Origin of the sequence: Paucibacter hankyongi (assembly GCF_037482915.1) — a bacterium.
Lineage (GTDB): Bacteria > Pseudomonadota > Gammaproteobacteria > Burkholderiales > Burkholderiaceae_C > Paucibacter_A > Paucibacter_A hankyongi.
This window is the reverse complement of the sequence record NZ_JBBHJX010000025.1, coordinates 1-15373: the sequence shown is the minus strand read 5'-3', so window position 1 is coordinate 15373 and position 15373 is coordinate 1. Positions and strand designations below refer to the sequence as shown.

The following is a 15373-nucleotide window of genomic DNA, read 5'->3' as shown; positions in this document are numbered from 1 at the left end:
CATGGTCAAGGTCAAATCGATCTGGCTGCCCCCCGCAGCCAAGCCGCTGCTGTTCGTCTCTTGCTTGCTGCCCTTGGCCTATCTGGTCTGGGGCGCGGCCAACGAGCAGCTGGGCGCCAACCCGGCCGAGGCGTTGATACGCCAGCTGGGCGATTGGAGCTTGCGCGCGCTCTGCCTGACGCTGGCCATCACGCCGCTACGCACCGCGCTGAACCTGCCCGCTCTGGCGCGCTTTCGGCGCATGCTGGGCCTCTTCACCTTTTTCTACGCCAGCCTGCATCTGCTCGCCTACGGCTGGCTGGACATGGGCCTGGCGTTTGGCGACATCGGCCGCGACATCCTCAAGCGGCCCTTCATCCTGATGGGTTTTGTGGCCTGGTCGCTGCTGCTGCCGCTGGCGGCCACTTCTTTCAATCGCGCCATTAAGGCGCTGGGAGCAAAGAACTGGCAAAAGTTGCACAAGCTGGTTTACTTGATCGCCGGCATCGGCCTGCTGCACTTCTTCTGGATGCGCGCCGGCAAGCAGAATTTCGGCGAGCCGCTGATCTATCTGATCACCATCGCCGGACTGCTGGGCTGGCGGCTGCTGAACGTGCGGCGCAAAGCGACAGCAGGGCGGCAAACAGGATAAGCCACCGTTGATTACCAGGCTTGGCCGCCCCACCAGGGCAGCGTTTCGGCGCGGCTGAGATAATCGGGGCATGAATGACCGTCCCGTCGCCTTGATCACCGGATGCGCGCGCCGCCTCGGCCGCAGCATGGCGCTTGATTTGGCCGCCCATGGCTACGACATTGCCGTGCATTACCGCCAATCGCGCCAAGAGGCCGAAGCCTTGCAGGCCGAGTTGCAGGCGCACGGCGCCGGTGCCGCCTTGTTTGCTGCCGACCTGGCCGACGAAGCCGCTTGCGAGGCCTTGGTGCCGGCGGTGGTGGCGCAGTTCGGCCGCCTGGATGCGGTAGTCAACAATGCCTCGCTGTTCGAGTACGACGATATCGAGAGCTTCAGCTACGCCTCGATGGAGGCGCATTGGCGCGCCAACACTGGGCCGGCCATTGTGTTGGCACGGGCACTGCGCCGCGCCTTGCCGAGCCCAGACAGCCGCGCCTGTGTGGTGAATGTGCTGGACCAAAAGCTCTGGAACCCCAACCCGGACTACCTCTCCTACACCCTGTCCAAGGCGGCGCTGGAAAGCTGCACCACCTTGCTGGCCCAGGCGCTGGCGCCGCAATTGCGCGTCTGCGGCGTGGCCCCAGGCATCACCTTGGTGTCCGGGCCGATGGCCGAAAGCGACTTCAACGCCGCGCACCGGATGACGCCGCTGCAGCGCTCGTCGAGCCCCAGCGACATCGCCCAGGCGGTGCGTTTTCTGCTCGAGGCCCAGGCCGTCACCGGTACCACCTTGCTGGTGGATGGTGGCCAGCACCTCAGCGCCCAGTCACGCGATGTGATGTTTCTTGCCGCCCCCGCCACGTCGGGCCACTGATTTCTCTGCTCTTTTTCCCTATGCACAGCTCTCTTGCCCACCCCGCCCTGCTCGACTGTCGCCGCCTGTTTTTGCGCAATTACGAGGTCAATATCAATATCGGCGTGCATGACTTCGAGAAGAAAGGCGAGCAGCGCGTGTTGATCAATGTGGACCTCTACATCCCGCTGCGCCTGTCCACGCCGCAGCACGATGAGTTGCACGAGGTGCTGGACTACGACTTCATCCGCAGCAGCATTGCCGCCCGGGTCAGCCAGGGTCATGTCCACTTACAGGAAACGCTCTGCGATGACGTGCTGGCCTTGATGCTGAAGCACCCGATGGTCAAAGCCGCGCGCGTGTCGACCGAAAAACCCGATGTCTACGCCGACTGCGACGCCGTTGGCGTGGAAGTCTTCGGCCTCAAACCTGAAGCCGCCTCACAAGCATGATGAATTCCGAAACACTCGATACACCGCAGGCCCCTGAGCAGGCCGAAGCGAAGGCCTCGTTGGCCATCAACAAGCTGTCCAAGCGCCTGCATCGCCAGGTCGGCCAGGCCATCGTCGACTACAACATGATCGAAGAAGGCGACAAGGTCATGGTCTGCCTGTCCGGCGGCAAGGACAGTTACTCGCTGCTCGACATCTTGCTGAATATGCAGCAGCGCGCGCCGATCAACTTCGAGATCGTCGCCGTCAACCTCGACCAGAAGCAGCCCGGTTTTCCCGAGCATGTCCTGCCCGAGTATCTGAAGAGCCGCGGCGTGCCCTTCCACATCGAAGAGGCCGACACCTACTCCATCGTCAAACGCCTGGTGCCGGAAGGCAAGACCACCTGCTCGCTGTGCTCGCGACTGCGTCGCGGCAACCTCTACCGCGTGGCCGAAGAGTTAGGCGCCACCAAAATTGCGCTCGGCCACCACCGCGACGACATCATCGTCACGCTCTTGCTGAATATGTTCTTCGGTGCGCGCATGAAGGGCATGCCGCCCAAGCTGGTCAGCGACACCGGCAAGCATGTGGTGATCCGCCCGCTGGCCTATGTGGCCGAGCCCGATCTGGTGCGCTGGGCTGCGCACCGCGAATTCCCCATCATTCCTTGCAATCTCTGCGGCAGTCAGGAGAACCTGCAGCGGGTGCAGGTCAAGGCCATGATCAACGACTGGGAGAAGAAGTTCCCCGGACGCATTGAGAACATGTTCACCGCCATGGGCAATATCGTGCCCTCGCACATGATGGACCGAGATCTGTTCCCTTTCCAAACGCTGAAGGCCACCGGCATGCCGGATGCCAATGGCGATATCGCCTTTGATGAAGAAGAGACTTGTGCGCCACCGCAGCCGCTCAGTTCGGTGATTACCTTGCACCGCGACAAAGACTGAACAAAAGCGTTACACACCGTCAAGATTGCCGGTTCAGAATCGAAGGCATAGAAAAGGAGACCTTGATGAATACACGTCGCGTCGTCTTGTCCGGTCTGGCCGGCATTGCCCTGTTGGGCTTGGGCGCTTGCAGCGGGCCGTATATGGTCAGCAGCGAGGTCTCCAGCTTCGGCACATGGCCGGAAGGCCGCAAGCCCGGCAGTTTCTTCTTTGAGCGACTGCCCTCTCAGCAGATGGCGGGCGAGCGCGCCGACCAGCAGATCCAGGCCGAGAACTACGCCCGCGCGGTGCTCCTGAAGGCCGGTTTCAGCGAAAGCCCCGACGCCAAGGGCGCCGATGTGTTGGTGTCACTGGGTCTGCGCGTTCGGGCCCAGGACGTCGCCCCCTGGGATGACCCGCTCTGGTGGCGCTGGCACGGCAACTACAACTACTGGCGCTATGGCGCGCCGGGCCGCCATGCCTACCTCTACCACCCGTCTGACTTGATGGACCGGCGCTATGAGCGCTCCGTGGCGGTGCTGCTGCGTGATCGCGCCACATCGGAGCCGCTCTATGAGGCCCGCGCCAGCAACGAGGGCTCGGTGCCCGGCAGCATGTCGATGCTGAGCGCCATGTTCGAGGCCGCGATGAGCGACTTCCCTCGCGTTCGCCCGGAACCGCACCGGGTCAGCGTACAAGCGATGCGCTGACCAGGCCTGCAGGCCGCCTGTCACCGGCCTGCAGCGCGCCAGCGCCATAATTGCGACTTCTCAGACGGAGTCGCACCTCTTTTATGTCGCTGAACATTGTCATCATGGCCGCGGGCAAGGGTACCCGCATGAAGTCCACCCTGCCCAAAGTGCTGCACAAACTTGCCGGGCGTTCGCTGCTGCAGCACGTGCTGTCGATGACCGAGGGCCTGGGGGCGAACAACAGCGTCGTCATCACCGGCCATGGGGCCGAAACCGTCGAAGCGGCCGTGGCCGCGCCGGGCTTGCGTTTTGTTCGCCAGATGCCTCAGTTGGGCACCGGCCATGCGATTCAACAAGCGGTACCGGCACTGGAAGGAGAAGGCACAACGCTGATCCTGAACGGCGATGTGCCCTTGATCAAACAGGCCACCGCGCAGCGCCTGGTCGAGGCCTGCGCAGGCCAAGCCCTGGTGCTGCTGACCATTCACCTGAGCGACCCGACCGGCTATGGCCGCATCGTCCGCGCTGGGGGCACGGCCGATGGCAATGTCTTGGCCATCGTCGAACACAAAGACGCCAGCGCCGAGCAACGCCTGATCCGCGAGGGCTACACCGGCATGATGGCCGCCCCGACCGGCGCACTGAAGCGCTGGGTTTCCCAACTGAACAATAACAATGTGCAGGGCGAGTACTACCTGACCGACATCGTCGCGATGGCGGTGGCCGAGGGCGTGCCGGTGCTGGGCATCGCGGCGCCGAACGAAACCGAGGTGCTGGGCGTCAACAGCCCGGTCCAACTGGCCGATCTGGAGCGTCGCTTCCAGTTTGAACAGGCCCACAACTTGATGGAAACCGGCGTGCGCCTGGCCGATCCGGCCCGCTTTGATCTGCGCGGCAATTTGACCTGCGGCAGCGACGTCGAGATCGACGTCAACTGCGTCTTCGAAGGCCAGGTCAGCCTGGCCGACGGCGTGCGCATCGGCGCCAATTGCGTGATTCGCAATGCCAGCATCGGCGCCGGCGCGCGCATCCACGAATTCACCCATATCGACGGTGAAGCCGCCGGAGCCAAGGTCGGCGCCGGCGCGCTGATCGGCCCCTTCGCCCGCCTGCGCCCCGGCGCGGACCTGGGGGATGAGGTCCACATCGGCAACTTCGTCGAGGTCAAGAACTCCACCCTGGCCAAGGGCGCCAAGGCCAATCATCTGGCCTATCTGGGTGACGCCACCGTGGGCGAGCGCGTCAACTACGGCGCCGGCTCGATCACCGCCAACTACGACGGCGCCAACAAGCACCGCACCGAAATCGGCGCCGATGTGCACGTCGGTTCCAACTGCGTGCTGATTGCACCGGTGGCCATCGGTGCCGGCGCCACCATCGGCGGCGGCTCCACCATCAGCAAAAACGTCGCGCCAGGCGAGTTGAGTGTGGCGCGCGGCAAACAGGTGGCGATCCCGGGATGGACTCGTCCGGTCAAGAAGCGCTGACAAGGGCTCGGCGGGGCGTGATAATTGCACAACAGCGTGCTGTTTGAGCGCCAGCCTCCCCCGGTCTGCGGGAAGCGCCAGCGCCAAGAGCCGCCTAAGCTTGGGACCAATGCATTGAAGGCAAACAATCATGGCGCGCAGTACCGCTCGGCTCCCGGCATCCATCCCGCAAGGTCAGTTGGATGACAGCATTTTGATCGACAGTCCCTGGCTCAGCCTGGACGAAGAGGCGGCCCGCCAAGAGCAGGCTGCCCGCAGCACTGCGCTGGAAACCCAGGCCCAGTACCACGCCCAATGCGATGACGCGGCCAGCGCCTGTTGGTATCTGTGCCGTAGCCTTGGGCTGGCGCGCCAAATGGAAGCCGGTGGCGAACCGACGCTGGAACTGCTGTTCGAGTTGCTCGGAGCCCTGGCCGACCTCCCCGCCGATATTCGCAGCGCACCGATGCCCGAGCAGGTCGGCGCCGACAATTTGGGCGTGTTTGAACTCTGCCAGCAACTGGCTGCGGCTCGCGAGGCGAGCCAAGAGGCCTGGGTCGAGGCCGAAATCGCCGCACCGGATCACACGCTCAAGCACTGAGCTGAACAAGGCGCATGGCGCACAGGGTCTGGTTTGCCCCTTTGCAAACCACGCCGCTGATCGGCATGCTGCAAGGCACCTCGTTCTGGAGTGCCTCATATGAAACTCGTCAAAACCCTTGTCCTGCTGGTCCTGATTCTGCTGGGCGGCCTCTATTTTGGCGGCAAGGCTCTGTCGCCCAAGTTCCATGTCTCGCGCACGGTGCAAATTGCAGCCAGCCCCGACAAGGTCTATGCCCTGGTGGCCAGCCCGCGCCAATGGAAGCAATGGAGCGTTTGGAATCAGCGCGACCCGATGATGGCCATCGAATACAGCGGCCCCGAGTCGGGCCCAGGCGCCGTCTGGGCCTGGAAGAGCAAAAGCGAGGGAGACGGCAAGATGACCTTCACCGCCGCCGAGCCGCCCAAGCGCATGGGCTACGAGCTTTACTTTCCCGACTTTGGCACCACCTCCAGCGGCGAGTTCCGCTTTGAATCCACCTCCGCTACGGCTTGCAGCGTCACCTGGACCATGGATGGCGATATGGGCAGCAACCCCTTGTTCCGTTGGATCGCATTGTTCAGCGACAAGATGGTGGGCGGCGATTTTGAGGCTGGCCTGGCTCGTCTGAAAGCGCTTGCGGAAAAGTCTTGAGGCTCGATTCGCAAGCTGCATCAATTTGCAGCAAGTCAACATTTTTCATGACAAATCAATGACTTGCTGCTGCGGCGGACAGCTTGCCCACGAACTTATCCACAGCTGGCGGGGATAGATCAGCGCCCAAGCTGGGTGCGGATATGTGCGGTCAGGGCTTCCAGCGTCGCGCTCAAGCTTTGCTGCAGCGGTACAAAACCCGCATTCGGCTCGCGGCTCGCCTCATCCATGTACAGCGGCCGGCGGATTTCGATTTGTAAGCTGTGGCGCCGCTGCGTCGGGCAGCCAATCTGTGCAATCAACGCCACGCCCTTGTAGGGGTTGTTGCGTGCGACGCTGTAACCATGCGCCCGCAGGCTGGTCTCGATCACATCCAACAAGGCCGGCTCGCAAGTCGTGCCGTCACGATCACCCAGCACGAAGTCGGCCAAAGGCTGCTCACTGCTGCGACCCAGGCGCGCAAAAGCATTGCCCGGCATTGAGTGCAAATTCAGATGCCAGACGGCGCCATGGGCTTGCTGCGCGGCACTCACCGCCTGTGCCAGCGCCCGGTGATAGGGCTGCCAGCAATTGCGGATGCGCTCCTGCACCTCGGCGACGCTCAAGCGCCGCTGATACATCGGCTGATCAGCCGACAAGCCTCGCCAGATCAAACCGAAGCCCAGCCGCGATTTTTCCCCTGGCGCCAGCGGCTGAGGCCAGGGGCCGTCCAATAGCTCTGGGTCCAGATCACTCAGTTCGCGGTTGACGTCCACATAGGTGCGCGGGAACAAAGCCTCGATCAAGGTGCCGCCCTGCCTCGGCACGGCCGACCAAAGTTCGGCCACGTGGGTGTCCTCGCCTTGGCGTAGCGCGGCCAGCGGCTGGCAACTGACAAAGTCCGCCGGATAGTGCACGCCGCTGTGTGGCGAGTCACACACCAGCGGCAGCGCATCCGCTGCGGCCAACACTGGCGCGTGGACGCGCACGGTGTTGGTCGGATTGAAATGAGTCGTTGCACGCATGCTCAGTCCAGGGTGATTTTGGCCTTGGCCACAATGCGGCGGTACTTGTCCAAGGCGGCCTTGATTTGCAGCCCGAATTGCTCGGGAGAGTTCGCCATGCTGATGCCGCCAATCGCGGCCGCGCGGCTCTTGAACTCTTCGTTTTGCATCGCCTTGTGTGCCGCCTCGTTCAGCTTCTTGATGATGGCGGGCGGTGTGCCTGCCGGCGCCACCAGGCCGAACCAGCCGCCCTCACTCATCTCGGCAAAACCCAGCTCCTTGTAGGTTGGCACCTCAGGCAGCAGCGGGCTGCGCTGTGGCGCCAGCAACGCCAGCGCACGCAGCTTGCCGGCTTTCACATGCGGCAAGGTCGAAGGCAGGTTGTCGGTCATCGCATTGACCACACCGGCCAGCGCGTCGTTGGAGGCCTGGGCTGAGCCCTTGTAGGGAATGTGAAGCATGTCGATACCGGCCAGATCCATGAACAGCTCGATGTTCACATGGCCCAAGGAGCCGTTGCCGGGCGAAGCAAAGCTGTACTTGCCCGGTGCGGCCTTGGCCAGCGTGATGAACTCCTTCATCGACTTGGCCGGAACGCTGGGGTGCACCACGAAAACGCTGGGCACCTGCATGACATTGCTGATGGGGCTGAAGTCCTTCACCGCGTCATAGCTCAAGCGCGGGTTGATGGCCGGGTTGGCGCCATGGGTGCTGACCGTGGCCATGCCGATGGTGTAGCCGTCCGCCGCCGCCTTGGCCACCGCATCGGCACCCAGCGCGCCGCCGCCGCCGCCGCGGTTTTCTACCACCATCGTCTTGCCCAAGATGGGGCCCATCTTCTCGACCAGCAAACGCGCCACCATATCGGTCGAGCCGCCCGGGGCAAAGGGCACGATCAACTTGACCGGCTTGTCGGGGTACTCCGCCGCCCGCCCCTCTGCCGGCAAGATCAACAGCGAAGCCCCGAGGGCCAGCCAACAGGTTTTGATCGGGAAGAAAGCAGACATGGTGAGCAAGCAAGGATGAGAGAGTCTCGCCATTCTGAATCGAGTCGAATGCTCATGAGACGAACAGTTCTCACACAGACATGTCGTGAACTCATAGCAAAATGAAGGCATGCGCATTCGATCCCCTTCCCTGCACGAGTTGCACGCTTTTGCCGCCGCCGCCCGTCATGGCAGTTTTTCCAAAGCCGCTGAGGAGCTGTGTGTGACGCAGGGCGCGGTCAGCCGTGCCATTGCCCGGCTGGAGGAGCATCTGGGGCAGACTTTTTTCATTCGCCAAGCGCGCGGCATTGAACTCACCGCCAGTGGCCGCGGCTACCTGGATTTGGTCGGCCCGGCTTTGCAAACGCTGGAGTCGGCCGCCATCGCACAGCGCGTGCCGGCCGCCACGACCCGCTTGCGTCTGTCGGTGGCGCCAACGCTGGCCATCAAATGGCTGATTCCTCGTCTGGCCGACTGGCAGGCCCTGCAGCCGCAAATCACCCTCTCGTTGGCGCCTTATCAGCATGAGGACGATTTCAGCAGCCCCGACATCGACGCATGGCTGCGCCCCGGAGAGGACGATTGGCCCAGCGGCATGGCGGCCGAGTACATCGTCGGGCGAGAGATCGTGGCGATTTGCCACCCCAAGGATCTGCGCGGCAGGAATGCCCTGCGGGAGCCGGCCGACCTGCTGAGCCGGCCGCTGCTGTACCACACCAACTATCCCAACAATTGGCGCGTCTGGCTGGATGCCGTCGGTGTCAGCGGCCGTCAACTGTCCCCTAGCGCCGATTTTGAGCAGGTGTCAATGCTGGTGCAGGCGGTGATGGCCGGTCTGGGTGTGGCCATCGTGCAGCGCTGCCTGATCGACGAAGAACTGAGCACCGGTCGCATCGCCATTCCCTTTGACAAGCCGGTCGCGATCAAACGCGGCTACATGCTGTGCACACGCCGAGCCAGTCACTCGAATCGCGCCCTGCAGCAACTCAACCAATGGCTCAAAGCCCAGGCGGCCGGCGCGCCCAGAACCGCCACGATAGTCAGTTAGGCCGCAAGGACTCAAGCTGCATCAGTTCGCCTCGGACAGCCCAAACAAGGCCGCCGCATTGTCCCAGGCGATGCGGCGCGCCGCCGCCGGCGCCAGCTCGCCAAGCCAGCCGCGCGCCTCAGTCATCAAGCCCTCATATTGTTGCCAACGTTCATTGACCCAGGTATCCGAGCCGACCAGGAAACGCTCCGGGTTCTCACTCAACAAGCGCAGCCAAGCCGGACTCAAATGCCCAGCGAGCAACAGCCCCGGCCGATAAGACAGTTCACAGCGCAGCTTCGGATAACGCTGCAGCAAGGCACGCACCCGCTCCACCGGCGGCCCATCAATGCCTGTATGGGCCCAGATCAAAGTGGCCGTCGGCGCATGCGCCATCAGCTTGTCGATCGCACGATCATCCACATGCGCCAGGATCACCAACTCGCGCTCGGCCGCCAGCTGCATCAACTGCCGCGCCACCGGACCGTCGGCATTGGCACTGTCGTACAGGTGAAACTCGCCGATGCCGCGGTAAGGCCCAGCGGCCGTGCCCCGCGCCAGCTCGTCCAGCACCATGCGGTAGATCGAAGCATCGGCGAACCAGCCGCTGTAGTCGGCACGGTTGCGATACAGGCGCAACATCGGCACCACTTGCACTCCGGCCTTGGCCAACGCCTCGCGCGACGCCGCCAACTCCAGCGTGCCGGTATTTGGCCGACTGTTCGCCAACACGGCTCGCACACCGCTGCGCTGCATACGGCCCAGCACATCGGCGATCGGGTGCGGCTCACGCGCCTCGACGTTGTAGTGCAGATGCGCATCAAACAAGGGGCCCGCATAAGGCACTTGTGCCCAAGCGGGCGATACCGCCAGACTGAGCAGACCCAAGCAGCCCCGCCACTCGAGCCGCACCCTCAAGCGCGCCCAAGAACTCAGCCATTGGCTCGGCCAAACCCACCGCCATAGTCCGAGTCGCATCAGACGAGCACCTCGCCGGGCATGCCGCGCTCATACAAGGCAACCAGTCGGCTGATGCGCGAAACCGACAAGCCCAACTGCGCGGCCAAGGCCGTCATCGAATGCCCACCTTCGGTATGGGCGCGGTAAAGCGCCTGCTCGCGCGAGTCGCTACGGGCCAACCACTGTTCCCAGTCCACCCCAGTCGCCTTATTGCGCCCCCGCACGCTGCGGCGCCCCAGTCCAGAGGAAGCAGCCATCTGCGCCACCATGCGGCCGGCAAAGGCTTCATCCCCCAGAAAGAGTTGCCGCTGCAAACGGCCTGGCCACAGTTGCAGCATCGGCTCGGCCGCCACCAGCTTGGCATAGCGCTCAGCCGCGCGGCGCCGCTCAGCCGCCGTCGTCAAGCTGCGGCCAGCGACAAAGCGCCACAAGCCTTCGGCATCCAGCCAAGCGGGAACCGCCTCAAGCCCGGCATGGGCGCGAAAGCTCGACCAAGGCCATTGCTCGGCCTGCTGCACCAAACCTAGCCGCAGCGGGTTGAGCTCCACATAGCGACAGGCATCCAGAAGACAATGTTCACGGTCGACCAGCAAGGCCTTGAATCGACCATGAAACAGCGCGCCATCGCCGCCGTGGCGACGATTGTGGTGCTGGGTATAGACACCATTCAGATGCCGCATCAGGCGCGACAGATTGGCGCCCCGGGTGTAAAGCAGCAAATGGTAATGGTCGGGTAGCAGGCAGTAGGCCAGCACCTGCGCATCAAAGCGCTGCATGGCTTGCGCCAGCAAGTCGAGCAAGGCCTGGCGATCCACATCGTCAGCAAAGGCCGGTACACCGGCCTCAGAACGTGAGCTGACGTGGTACACCGCGCCGGGAAATTCAATGCGAGGAGGTCGTGCCATGCATCAACTTAGGCGAGCCGGCATCAAAAGGCAAGGCCTGACCCCCAAGACAAGTCACCGACCCCAAGTCAAAAGGGTCAGATCTTGCCTAGAGCCCGCATCAACGCTTGAGATGCAAGCCCTCGAGCACCTGCAACACGGCGTCGTCGCCCATATTGCGCGCGTCCGCCAACTCACCACCATTGGTGGCCTTGATGACTTCACCCTCTCGCGACAACACGGCCACCGCAGGGATGCCTTTTTTCAAGGACACGCCGATCTGCGCCGCCAAATCGGTATTGCGGTCGAAGCGCCCCACATTGACCTTCAGCACCACCAGCCGCTTGTCCACATGCTGCGCCAGCGAGCCCGTGCTCATCTTGCGATCCAAGGCCAGGCAGTCGCCGCACCAGTTAGCACCAAACACCAGCAGCACATTCTTGTGCCGAGCCTGAGCGCTAGCCAGTGCCAGATTCAACTCGGCACGAGCGTCCGCCGCTTCGTTATAGACCGTCTTCGCCGGCGCGCCACTCGGCACCTGAGGCTGTGCCTGAGCCTGAGCAGACCCGGGCAGTTGCAGCGAAACAGACAACAAGGCAAGCGCAAAGATAGATTTCATGAGGGCTGAGCGGGCAAAACAAGGCGCCAGTTTGCCATGCCGGATAGGGTACAAAGCGAGCTTGCTTTTTCTCCATTTTTCGAAAGCCCTCACGATGGCCGGCGCAAGTCTTTTGGCATTGATAGACGACATCACCTCGGTGCTCGACGACGTGGCCCTGCTCAGCAAGGTGGCGGCAAAAAAAACCACTGGCGTGCTGGGTGATGACCTGGCTCTCAATGCCCAGCAGGTCAGCGGTGTAACGGCCGAGCGAGAACTCCCGGTGGTCTGGGCCGTGGCCAAGGGTTCAATGCGCAACAAGGCCATTCTGGTGCCCGCGGCCTTGGCCATCAGCGCCTGGGCACCCTGGGCCGTGGTGCCCTTGTTGATGGTGGGTGGCGCCTACCTTTGTTTCGAAGGCTTTGAGAAGCTGGCCCACAAATACTTGCACAGTCCCTCCGAAGTTGCCGCCGAACGCCACGCGCTGGATGAGGCTTTGGTGAGTTCGGCCGACGATTTATTGGCCTTCGAGCGCGACAAGATCCAGGGCGCCGTGCGCACCGACTTTGTACTCTCGGCCGAAATCATTGCCATCACCCTGGGCACGGTGGCGGATGCCAGCTTCGACAAACAGGTGCTGGTGCTCAGCGGCATCGCGGTGGTGATGACCGTCGGCGTCTATGGGCTGGTGGCCGCCATTGTGAAACTGGACGACGCCGGCCTTTACCTCAGCCAGCGTCAAGGCAGTGCGGCCCAGTCGCTGGGGCGCGGTCTACTGGCACTGGCCCCTTGGCTGATGCGCATCCTGGCCGTCGCCGGTACGATTGCCATGTTCCTGGTTGGCGGCGGCATCTTGAGCCATGGCATTCACGCCCTGCACGAACTGCCGCAACGCTTGGCCGGTCTGATGGGCCCGGCGGCGGCATTGGCGCCCTTGCTGGTGGACGGCTTGGTGGGGGTCGCCGCCGGCGCGCTGTGCCTGTTGGTCGTCTCGCTGGGGCAAAAGCTGTGGCGTACGGCGCGGGGGCATTGAACCGAGTAACAGTCCCAGCAAGGCAGCGCGTCAGGTCAAAAGCATCAGCTCTCAAAACCGCTCACGGTTAGGATGACGATATGAAGACTCACACGATTGAAATCCAAAAGTTCAAGGTTGCCTCGAACAACACCCACGGTCAGATGATGTTCAAGGTCGATGCCTTGGTCACGCCGAAGGCGCCGGTTGAGGGCATCGAACCGAGCACCATCATCACCATGACCGAAGCCAATGCCCGTGTGCTGATGGCTTTGTTGAAAAAGCAATTGCTTGAATTCGACAGCAAGAAGGCGCGCAGCCGCTTCTGAGCTAGCAGGCTGCGACAATCAGGTATGGAATATCCCCAATACGATCCCAAGTCTGACAACCTGCCCCTCTCCGATGAGGAGTTGTCGACATTGGATGACATGCTGACCCGACTCCCCACCGAGGCCAGCATGAATATCGAAGCGCTGGACGGCTATCTGGCCGGTCTGCTGCTGAGCCCGCAAACCCTGGCCGATCTGCCCGGCGCCGCTTGGCTGCCCACCGTCTGGGGCGGCGATGGCGAAGACCTTGAAGCCGCTGGCAAATCCGAGAATTACCCCTTCGTCAGCGGCAAGCAGCGCAAGCGCGTGATGCTGCTGGTGCTGCGTCATCTGCGCTCAATTGCTTGGCAATGGGCCGCCAAGCCTGAGCTCTGGGAACCCATCTTCAGCGTGGCCGAAAGCGACGAAGAAGGCCAGGACGATTTGACCGATGCCGAAGAATGGGCCATTGGTTTCCTGACTGCTGTTGACTTGGCCCCCGATGCTTGGGCGCCGCTGTTTGACGACGCGGTCACGGGCCCGCTGCTGGCGCCCATCGCCCTGTTGGGTGGTGATGACGCGCAGCTGAGCGAGCCCGACCGCGCGCGCCTGAACGATCCGATTGAGCGCGACGCGCTCAGCCGCGCCGTGCTCGACAACGTGCTGCAACTCTGGGCCGCCCGCAGCAAGACCTGACCCCGACTTATGGCAGTTTTCAAGTCTTTCGGCCCGCGCCTGGCGGCACTGGGCCTGGCCGCTGGCCTGTTGACCGCCTGCGGCACCAGCGTCGTCAACCCGGTCACCGGCCAGGCCGAACGCTCGGTGATGGACGAGGCCAGCGAGATTGCCGAGGGCCGCAAGGCCCATGAGCAGGTCTTGAAGGAATACACCCCGCTGGCCAATCCCAAGTTGCAAGCCTATGTGAACGAGGTCGGCCAAAAGCTCGCGGCCGCCTCGCACCGCAGTCATTTGCAATGGCACTTCACCGTCTTGGACAGCCCCGAGGTGAATGCCTTCGCCCTGCCCGGCGGCTATGTCTACATCACCCGCGGCATCATGGCCTACCTGGAAAGCGAGGCCGATTTGGCCGGCGTGATCGGGCATGAGATTGGCCATGTGACCGCTCGCCATGGCGCCCAGCGCGCCACCCGCCAACAGACCGCAGGCTTCGGCGTCTTGGCCGCCAGCGTGCTCGGCGCGGTGCTGGAATCGCAAGGCCTGGGCGGTGCCGGCCAGATGTTGGGCCAGGCCTCGCAAAGCGTGGCGGCCGGCTATATCGCCTCCTATGGTCGCGACCAAGAACTGCAAGCCGATGGCCTTGGCGCCGAGTACCTGGCCCGCACGCACTACGACCCGAAGAACATGGTCGATGTGATCCGGGTGCTGAAAAACCAGGAACGATTTGCCGCTGAACAAGCCCGTTTGGAGGGCCGCGCCGCGCCTTCAGGCAGCAATTGGCTGGCGTCCCACCCCAGCAATGATCAGCGGCTCGCTCAGATCAGCCAAGCCGCGCGCAACTACGCCAGCGACGGAGAGACTTACCAAGACGAGGGCCGCGCTCGCTATCTGGCCGCCATCGAAGGCATCGCCTTTGGCGAGAGTGCCGACCAAGGCCTGAGCCGTGGCCAAAACTTCTATCATCCCGAGCTCGGCTTCGCCATCACTGCGCCAGCAGGCTGGAAGATCCAGAACAGTGCCGAGGCGCTGCTCTTGGTCAACCCAGAGCAAGACGCAGGCCTGATCCTGCGCCCTGCGCCGCCCAAGCTGAGCGGCAGCCAAGACCAGATGTTGCGGCAGCTGCTACCCCAAGCCGAGCAAATGCAAGTGGACCGGCTGAACCTCAACGGGCTGCCCGCCAGCCATGTGAACGCCGTGGTGCGGAACGCGCAAGGCCAGCGGCAGGGCCTCGAGTTCAGCTTGATCAGCGGCCCGAACAAGAACAATTATCTGCTGCTCTACCGCGCCCGCGATGCCAACGCCATGGCCAGAGCCTCACGTCGCATGCAAGAAGCAGAAGCCAGCTTCCGTGCCATGACGCCAGCTGATCGCGCCGCCGCCCGCCCCTGGTTGCTGCGCAAGACCACCATGCCGGCCGGCGGCTTTGCCCAGCTGGCCAAGACCTCACCCTTGGGTGAACGAGCCGAAGCGCAACTGCGTTTGCTCAACGGCGCGCTGGACACCGCGCCAAAGACCGGGCAAGTGATCAAAGCCGTGGTCCTCGGCAACTGAACGCCGGTACGCCAAAGCCCTGGCCCTAGCGATTGACTGAACCTCGGCGCTTGGCTTGTTGCGGAAGGAATTGGCACTTAGCAGTCCTTTGCGGCTGGGCGGGTGCCGCGCGCCGCCGGGGGCGCAACTCCGCTCCTGTCCCCCGCCGTCGCCCTTCAGGCGCCGGCT

General features: G+C 63.3%; 18 protein-coding genes. 13 read left to right on the top strand and 5 right to left on the bottom strand.

What is annotated here, in order from left to right:
* Position 1: 1 nt before the first annotated feature.
* The 8 genes from msrQ to WG899_RS21360 all read left to right on the top strand — a co-directional run bounded on the left by msrQ (position 2) and on the right by WG899_RS21360 (position 6218).
* Positions 2-631, top strand: coding sequence for a protein-methionine-sulfoxide reductase heme-binding subunit MsrQ (msrQ, locus tag WG899_RS21395; protein WP_339597694.1), 630 nt, complete (start codon positions 2-4; stop codon positions 629-631).
* A 70-nt stretch (positions 632-701) separates the two neighbouring features.
* Positions 702-1484 carry an SDR family oxidoreductase gene (locus WG899_RS21390; protein WP_339597693.1) on the top strand — a complete coding sequence of 261 codons (783 nt, stop codon included), beginning with the start codon at positions 702-704 and terminating at the stop codon, positions 1482-1484.
* Between the two features lie 20 nt (positions 1485-1504).
* On the top strand, positions 1505-1915 hold the full coding sequence (locus WG899_RS21385) for a dihydroneopterin aldolase (RefSeq protein WP_339597692.1): 411 nt from the start codon (positions 1505-1507) through the stop codon (positions 1913-1915).
* Positions 1915-2847: a tRNA 2-thiocytidine(32) synthetase TtcA gene (gene ttcA / locus WG899_RS21380; RefSeq protein ID WP_339597691.1), complete on the top strand. Its 933-nt coding sequence runs from the start codon at positions 1915-1917 to the stop codon at positions 2845-2847. Before WG899_RS21385 ends, ttcA begins: the two co-directional genes overlap by 1 nt.
* 65 nt (positions 2848-2912) lie before the next feature.
* Positions 2913-3536: a DUF4136 domain-containing protein gene (locus WG899_RS21375; RefSeq protein ID WP_339597690.1), complete on the top strand. Its 624-nt coding sequence runs from the start codon at positions 2913-2915 to the stop codon at positions 3534-3536.
* Between the two features lie 83 nt (positions 3537-3619).
* Positions 3620-5005 (top strand): bifunctional UDP-N-acetylglucosamine diphosphorylase/glucosamine-1-phosphate N-acetyltransferase GlmU, encoded by a 1386-nt coding sequence (gene glmU, locus WG899_RS21370; protein WP_339597689.1) that lies wholly within the window; start codon positions 3620-3622, stop codon positions 5003-5005.
* Positions 5006-5135: 130 nt separating this feature from the next.
* Positions 5136-5585, top strand: a complete 450-nt coding sequence (locus tag WG899_RS21365) for a hypothetical protein (RefSeq protein WP_339597688.1) — start codon at positions 5136-5138, stop codon at positions 5583-5585.
* A gap of 99 nt (positions 5586-5684) precedes the next feature.
* The gene (locus tag WG899_RS21360; RefSeq protein WP_339597687.1) at positions 5685-6218 is read left to right on the top strand and encodes an SRPBCC family protein; all 534 of its coding nucleotides are present in this window, start codon (positions 5685-5687) and stop codon (positions 6216-6218) included.
* Positions 6219-6337: 119 nt separating this feature from the next.
* On the opposite strand, the gene WG899_RS21355 is transcribed toward WG899_RS21360, so the two are convergent.
* Both WG899_RS21355 and WG899_RS21350 read right to left on the bottom strand, forming a co-directional pair.
* Positions 6338-7222 carry an N-formylglutamate amidohydrolase gene (locus tag WG899_RS21355; protein WP_339597686.1) on the bottom strand — a complete coding sequence of 295 codons (885 nt, stop codon included), beginning with the start codon at positions 7220-7222 and terminating at the stop codon, positions 6338-6340.
* A 2-nt stretch (positions 7223-7224) separates the two neighbouring features.
* Complete coding sequence (locus WG899_RS21350) at positions 7225-8208, bottom strand: tripartite tricarboxylate transporter substrate binding protein BugE (protein ID WP_339597685.1); 984 nt, start codon at positions 8206-8208, stop codon at positions 7225-7227.
* Between the two features lie 109 nt (positions 8209-8317).
* On the opposite strand from WG899_RS21350, the gene WG899_RS21345 reads away from it, so the two are divergent.
* A complete protein-coding gene (locus tag WG899_RS21345; protein ID WP_339597684.1) occupies positions 8318-9235 on the top strand; it encodes a LysR substrate-binding domain-containing protein in 918 nt (305 codons plus the stop codon).
* 21 nt (positions 9236-9256) lie between these two features.
* Here WG899_RS21345 and WG899_RS21340 read toward each other — a convergent pair whose 3' ends face one another.
* The 3 genes from WG899_RS21340 to WG899_RS21330 form a co-directional block, all read right to left on the bottom strand.
* Entirely contained in the window at positions 9257-10102 is an 846-nt protein-coding gene (locus WG899_RS21340) for an amidohydrolase family protein (protein WP_339597683.1), read from the bottom strand.
* Positions 10103-10191: 89 nt separating this feature from the next.
* Complete coding sequence (locus WG899_RS21335) at positions 10192-11079, bottom strand: transposase (protein WP_339597682.1); 888 nt, start codon at positions 11077-11079, stop codon at positions 10192-10194.
* A 100-nt stretch (positions 11080-11179) separates the two neighbouring features.
* Positions 11180-11677, bottom strand: coding sequence for a thioredoxin family protein (locus WG899_RS21330; protein WP_339597681.1), 498 nt, complete (start codon positions 11675-11677; stop codon positions 11180-11182).
* Between the two features lie 94 nt (positions 11678-11771).
* Here WG899_RS21330 and WG899_RS21325 point away from each other — a divergent pair, with 94 nt between their 5' ends.
* The 4 genes from WG899_RS21325 to WG899_RS21310 all read left to right on the top strand — a co-directional run bounded on the left by WG899_RS21325 (position 11772) and on the right by WG899_RS21310 (position 15205).
* Positions 11772-12689 carry a DUF808 domain-containing protein gene (locus WG899_RS21325; RefSeq protein ID WP_339597680.1) on the top strand — a complete coding sequence of 306 codons (918 nt, stop codon included), beginning with the start codon at positions 11772-11774 and terminating at the stop codon, positions 12687-12689.
* Positions 12690-12769: 80 nt separating this feature from the next.
* Positions 12770-12997 (top strand): hypothetical protein, encoded by a 228-nt coding sequence (locus WG899_RS21320; RefSeq protein ID WP_339597679.1) that lies wholly within the window; start codon positions 12770-12772, stop codon positions 12995-12997.
* 24 nt (positions 12998-13021) lie between these two features.
* The gene (locus tag WG899_RS21315) at positions 13022-13672 is read left to right on the top strand and encodes a UPF0149 family protein (protein ID WP_339597678.1); all 651 of its coding nucleotides are present in this window, start codon (positions 13022-13024) and stop codon (positions 13670-13672) included.
* Positions 13673-13681: 9 nt separating this feature from the next.
* A complete protein-coding gene (locus WG899_RS21310) occupies positions 13682-15205 on the top strand; it encodes a M48 family metalloprotease (RefSeq protein ID WP_339597677.1) in 1524 nt (507 codons plus the stop codon).
* Positions 15206-15373 lie beyond the last annotated feature (168 nt).

Bases quoted from the DNA above. Each gene is read 5' to 3' on its own strand.
- WG899_RS21350 (WP_339597685.1), bottom strand. From the start codon at position 8,208: ATGTCTGCTTTCTTCCCGATCAAAACCTGTTGGCTGGCCCTCGGGGCT.
- WG899_RS21330 (WP_339597681.1), bottom strand. From the start codon at position 11,677: ATGAAATCTATCTTTGCGCTTGCCTTGTTGTCTGTTTCGCTGCAACTG.
- WG899_RS21345 (WP_339597684.1), top strand. From the start codon at position 8,318: ATGCGCATTCGATCCCCTTCCCTGCACGAGTTGCACGCTTTTGCCGCC.
- WG899_RS21355 (WP_339597686.1), bottom strand. From the start codon at position 7,222: ATGCGTGCAACGACTCATTTCAATCCGACCAACACCGTGCGCGTCCAC.
- WG899_RS21320 (WP_339597679.1), top strand. From the start codon at position 12,770: ATGAAGACTCACACGATTGAAATCCAAAAGTTCAAGGTTGCCTCGAAC.
- WG899_RS21390 (WP_339597693.1), top strand. From the start codon at position 702: ATGAATGACCGTCCCGTCGCCTTGATCACCGGATGCGCGCGCCGCCTC.
- ttcA (WP_339597691.1), top strand. From the start codon at position 1,915: ATGAATTCCGAAACACTCGATACACCGCAGGCCCCTGAGCAGGCCGAA.
- WG899_RS21375 (WP_339597690.1), top strand. From the start codon at position 2,913: ATGAATACACGTCGCGTCGTCTTGTCCGGTCTGGCCGGCATTGCCCTG.
- WG899_RS21335 (WP_339597682.1), bottom strand. From the start codon at position 11,079: ATGGCACGACCTCCTCGCATTGAATTTCCCGGCGCGGTGTACCACGTC.
- WG899_RS21315 (WP_339597678.1), top strand. From the start codon at position 13,022: ATGGAATATCCCCAATACGATCCCAAGTCTGACAACCTGCCCCTCTCC.
- WG899_RS21325 (WP_339597680.1), top strand. From the start codon at position 11,772: ATGGCCGGCGCAAGTCTTTTGGCATTGATAGACGACATCACCTCGGTG.
- WG899_RS21310 (WP_339597677.1), top strand. From the start codon at position 13,682: ATGGCAGTTTTCAAGTCTTTCGGCCCGCGCCTGGCGGCACTGGGCCTG.
- msrQ (WP_339597694.1), top strand. From the start codon at position 2: ATGGTCAAGGTCAAATCGATCTGGCTGCCCCCCGCAGCCAAGCCGCTG.
- WG899_RS21360 (WP_339597687.1), top strand. From the start codon at position 5,685: ATGAAACTCGTCAAAACCCTTGTCCTGCTGGTCCTGATTCTGCTGGGC.
- WG899_RS21385 (WP_339597692.1), top strand. From the start codon at position 1,505: ATGCACAGCTCTCTTGCCCACCCCGCCCTGCTCGACTGTCGCCGCCTG.
- WG899_RS21365 (WP_339597688.1), top strand. From the start codon at position 5,136: ATGGCGCGCAGTACCGCTCGGCTCCCGGCATCCATCCCGCAAGGTCAG.
- glmU (WP_339597689.1), top strand. From the start codon at position 3,620: ATGTCGCTGAACATTGTCATCATGGCCGCGGGCAAGGGTACCCGCATG.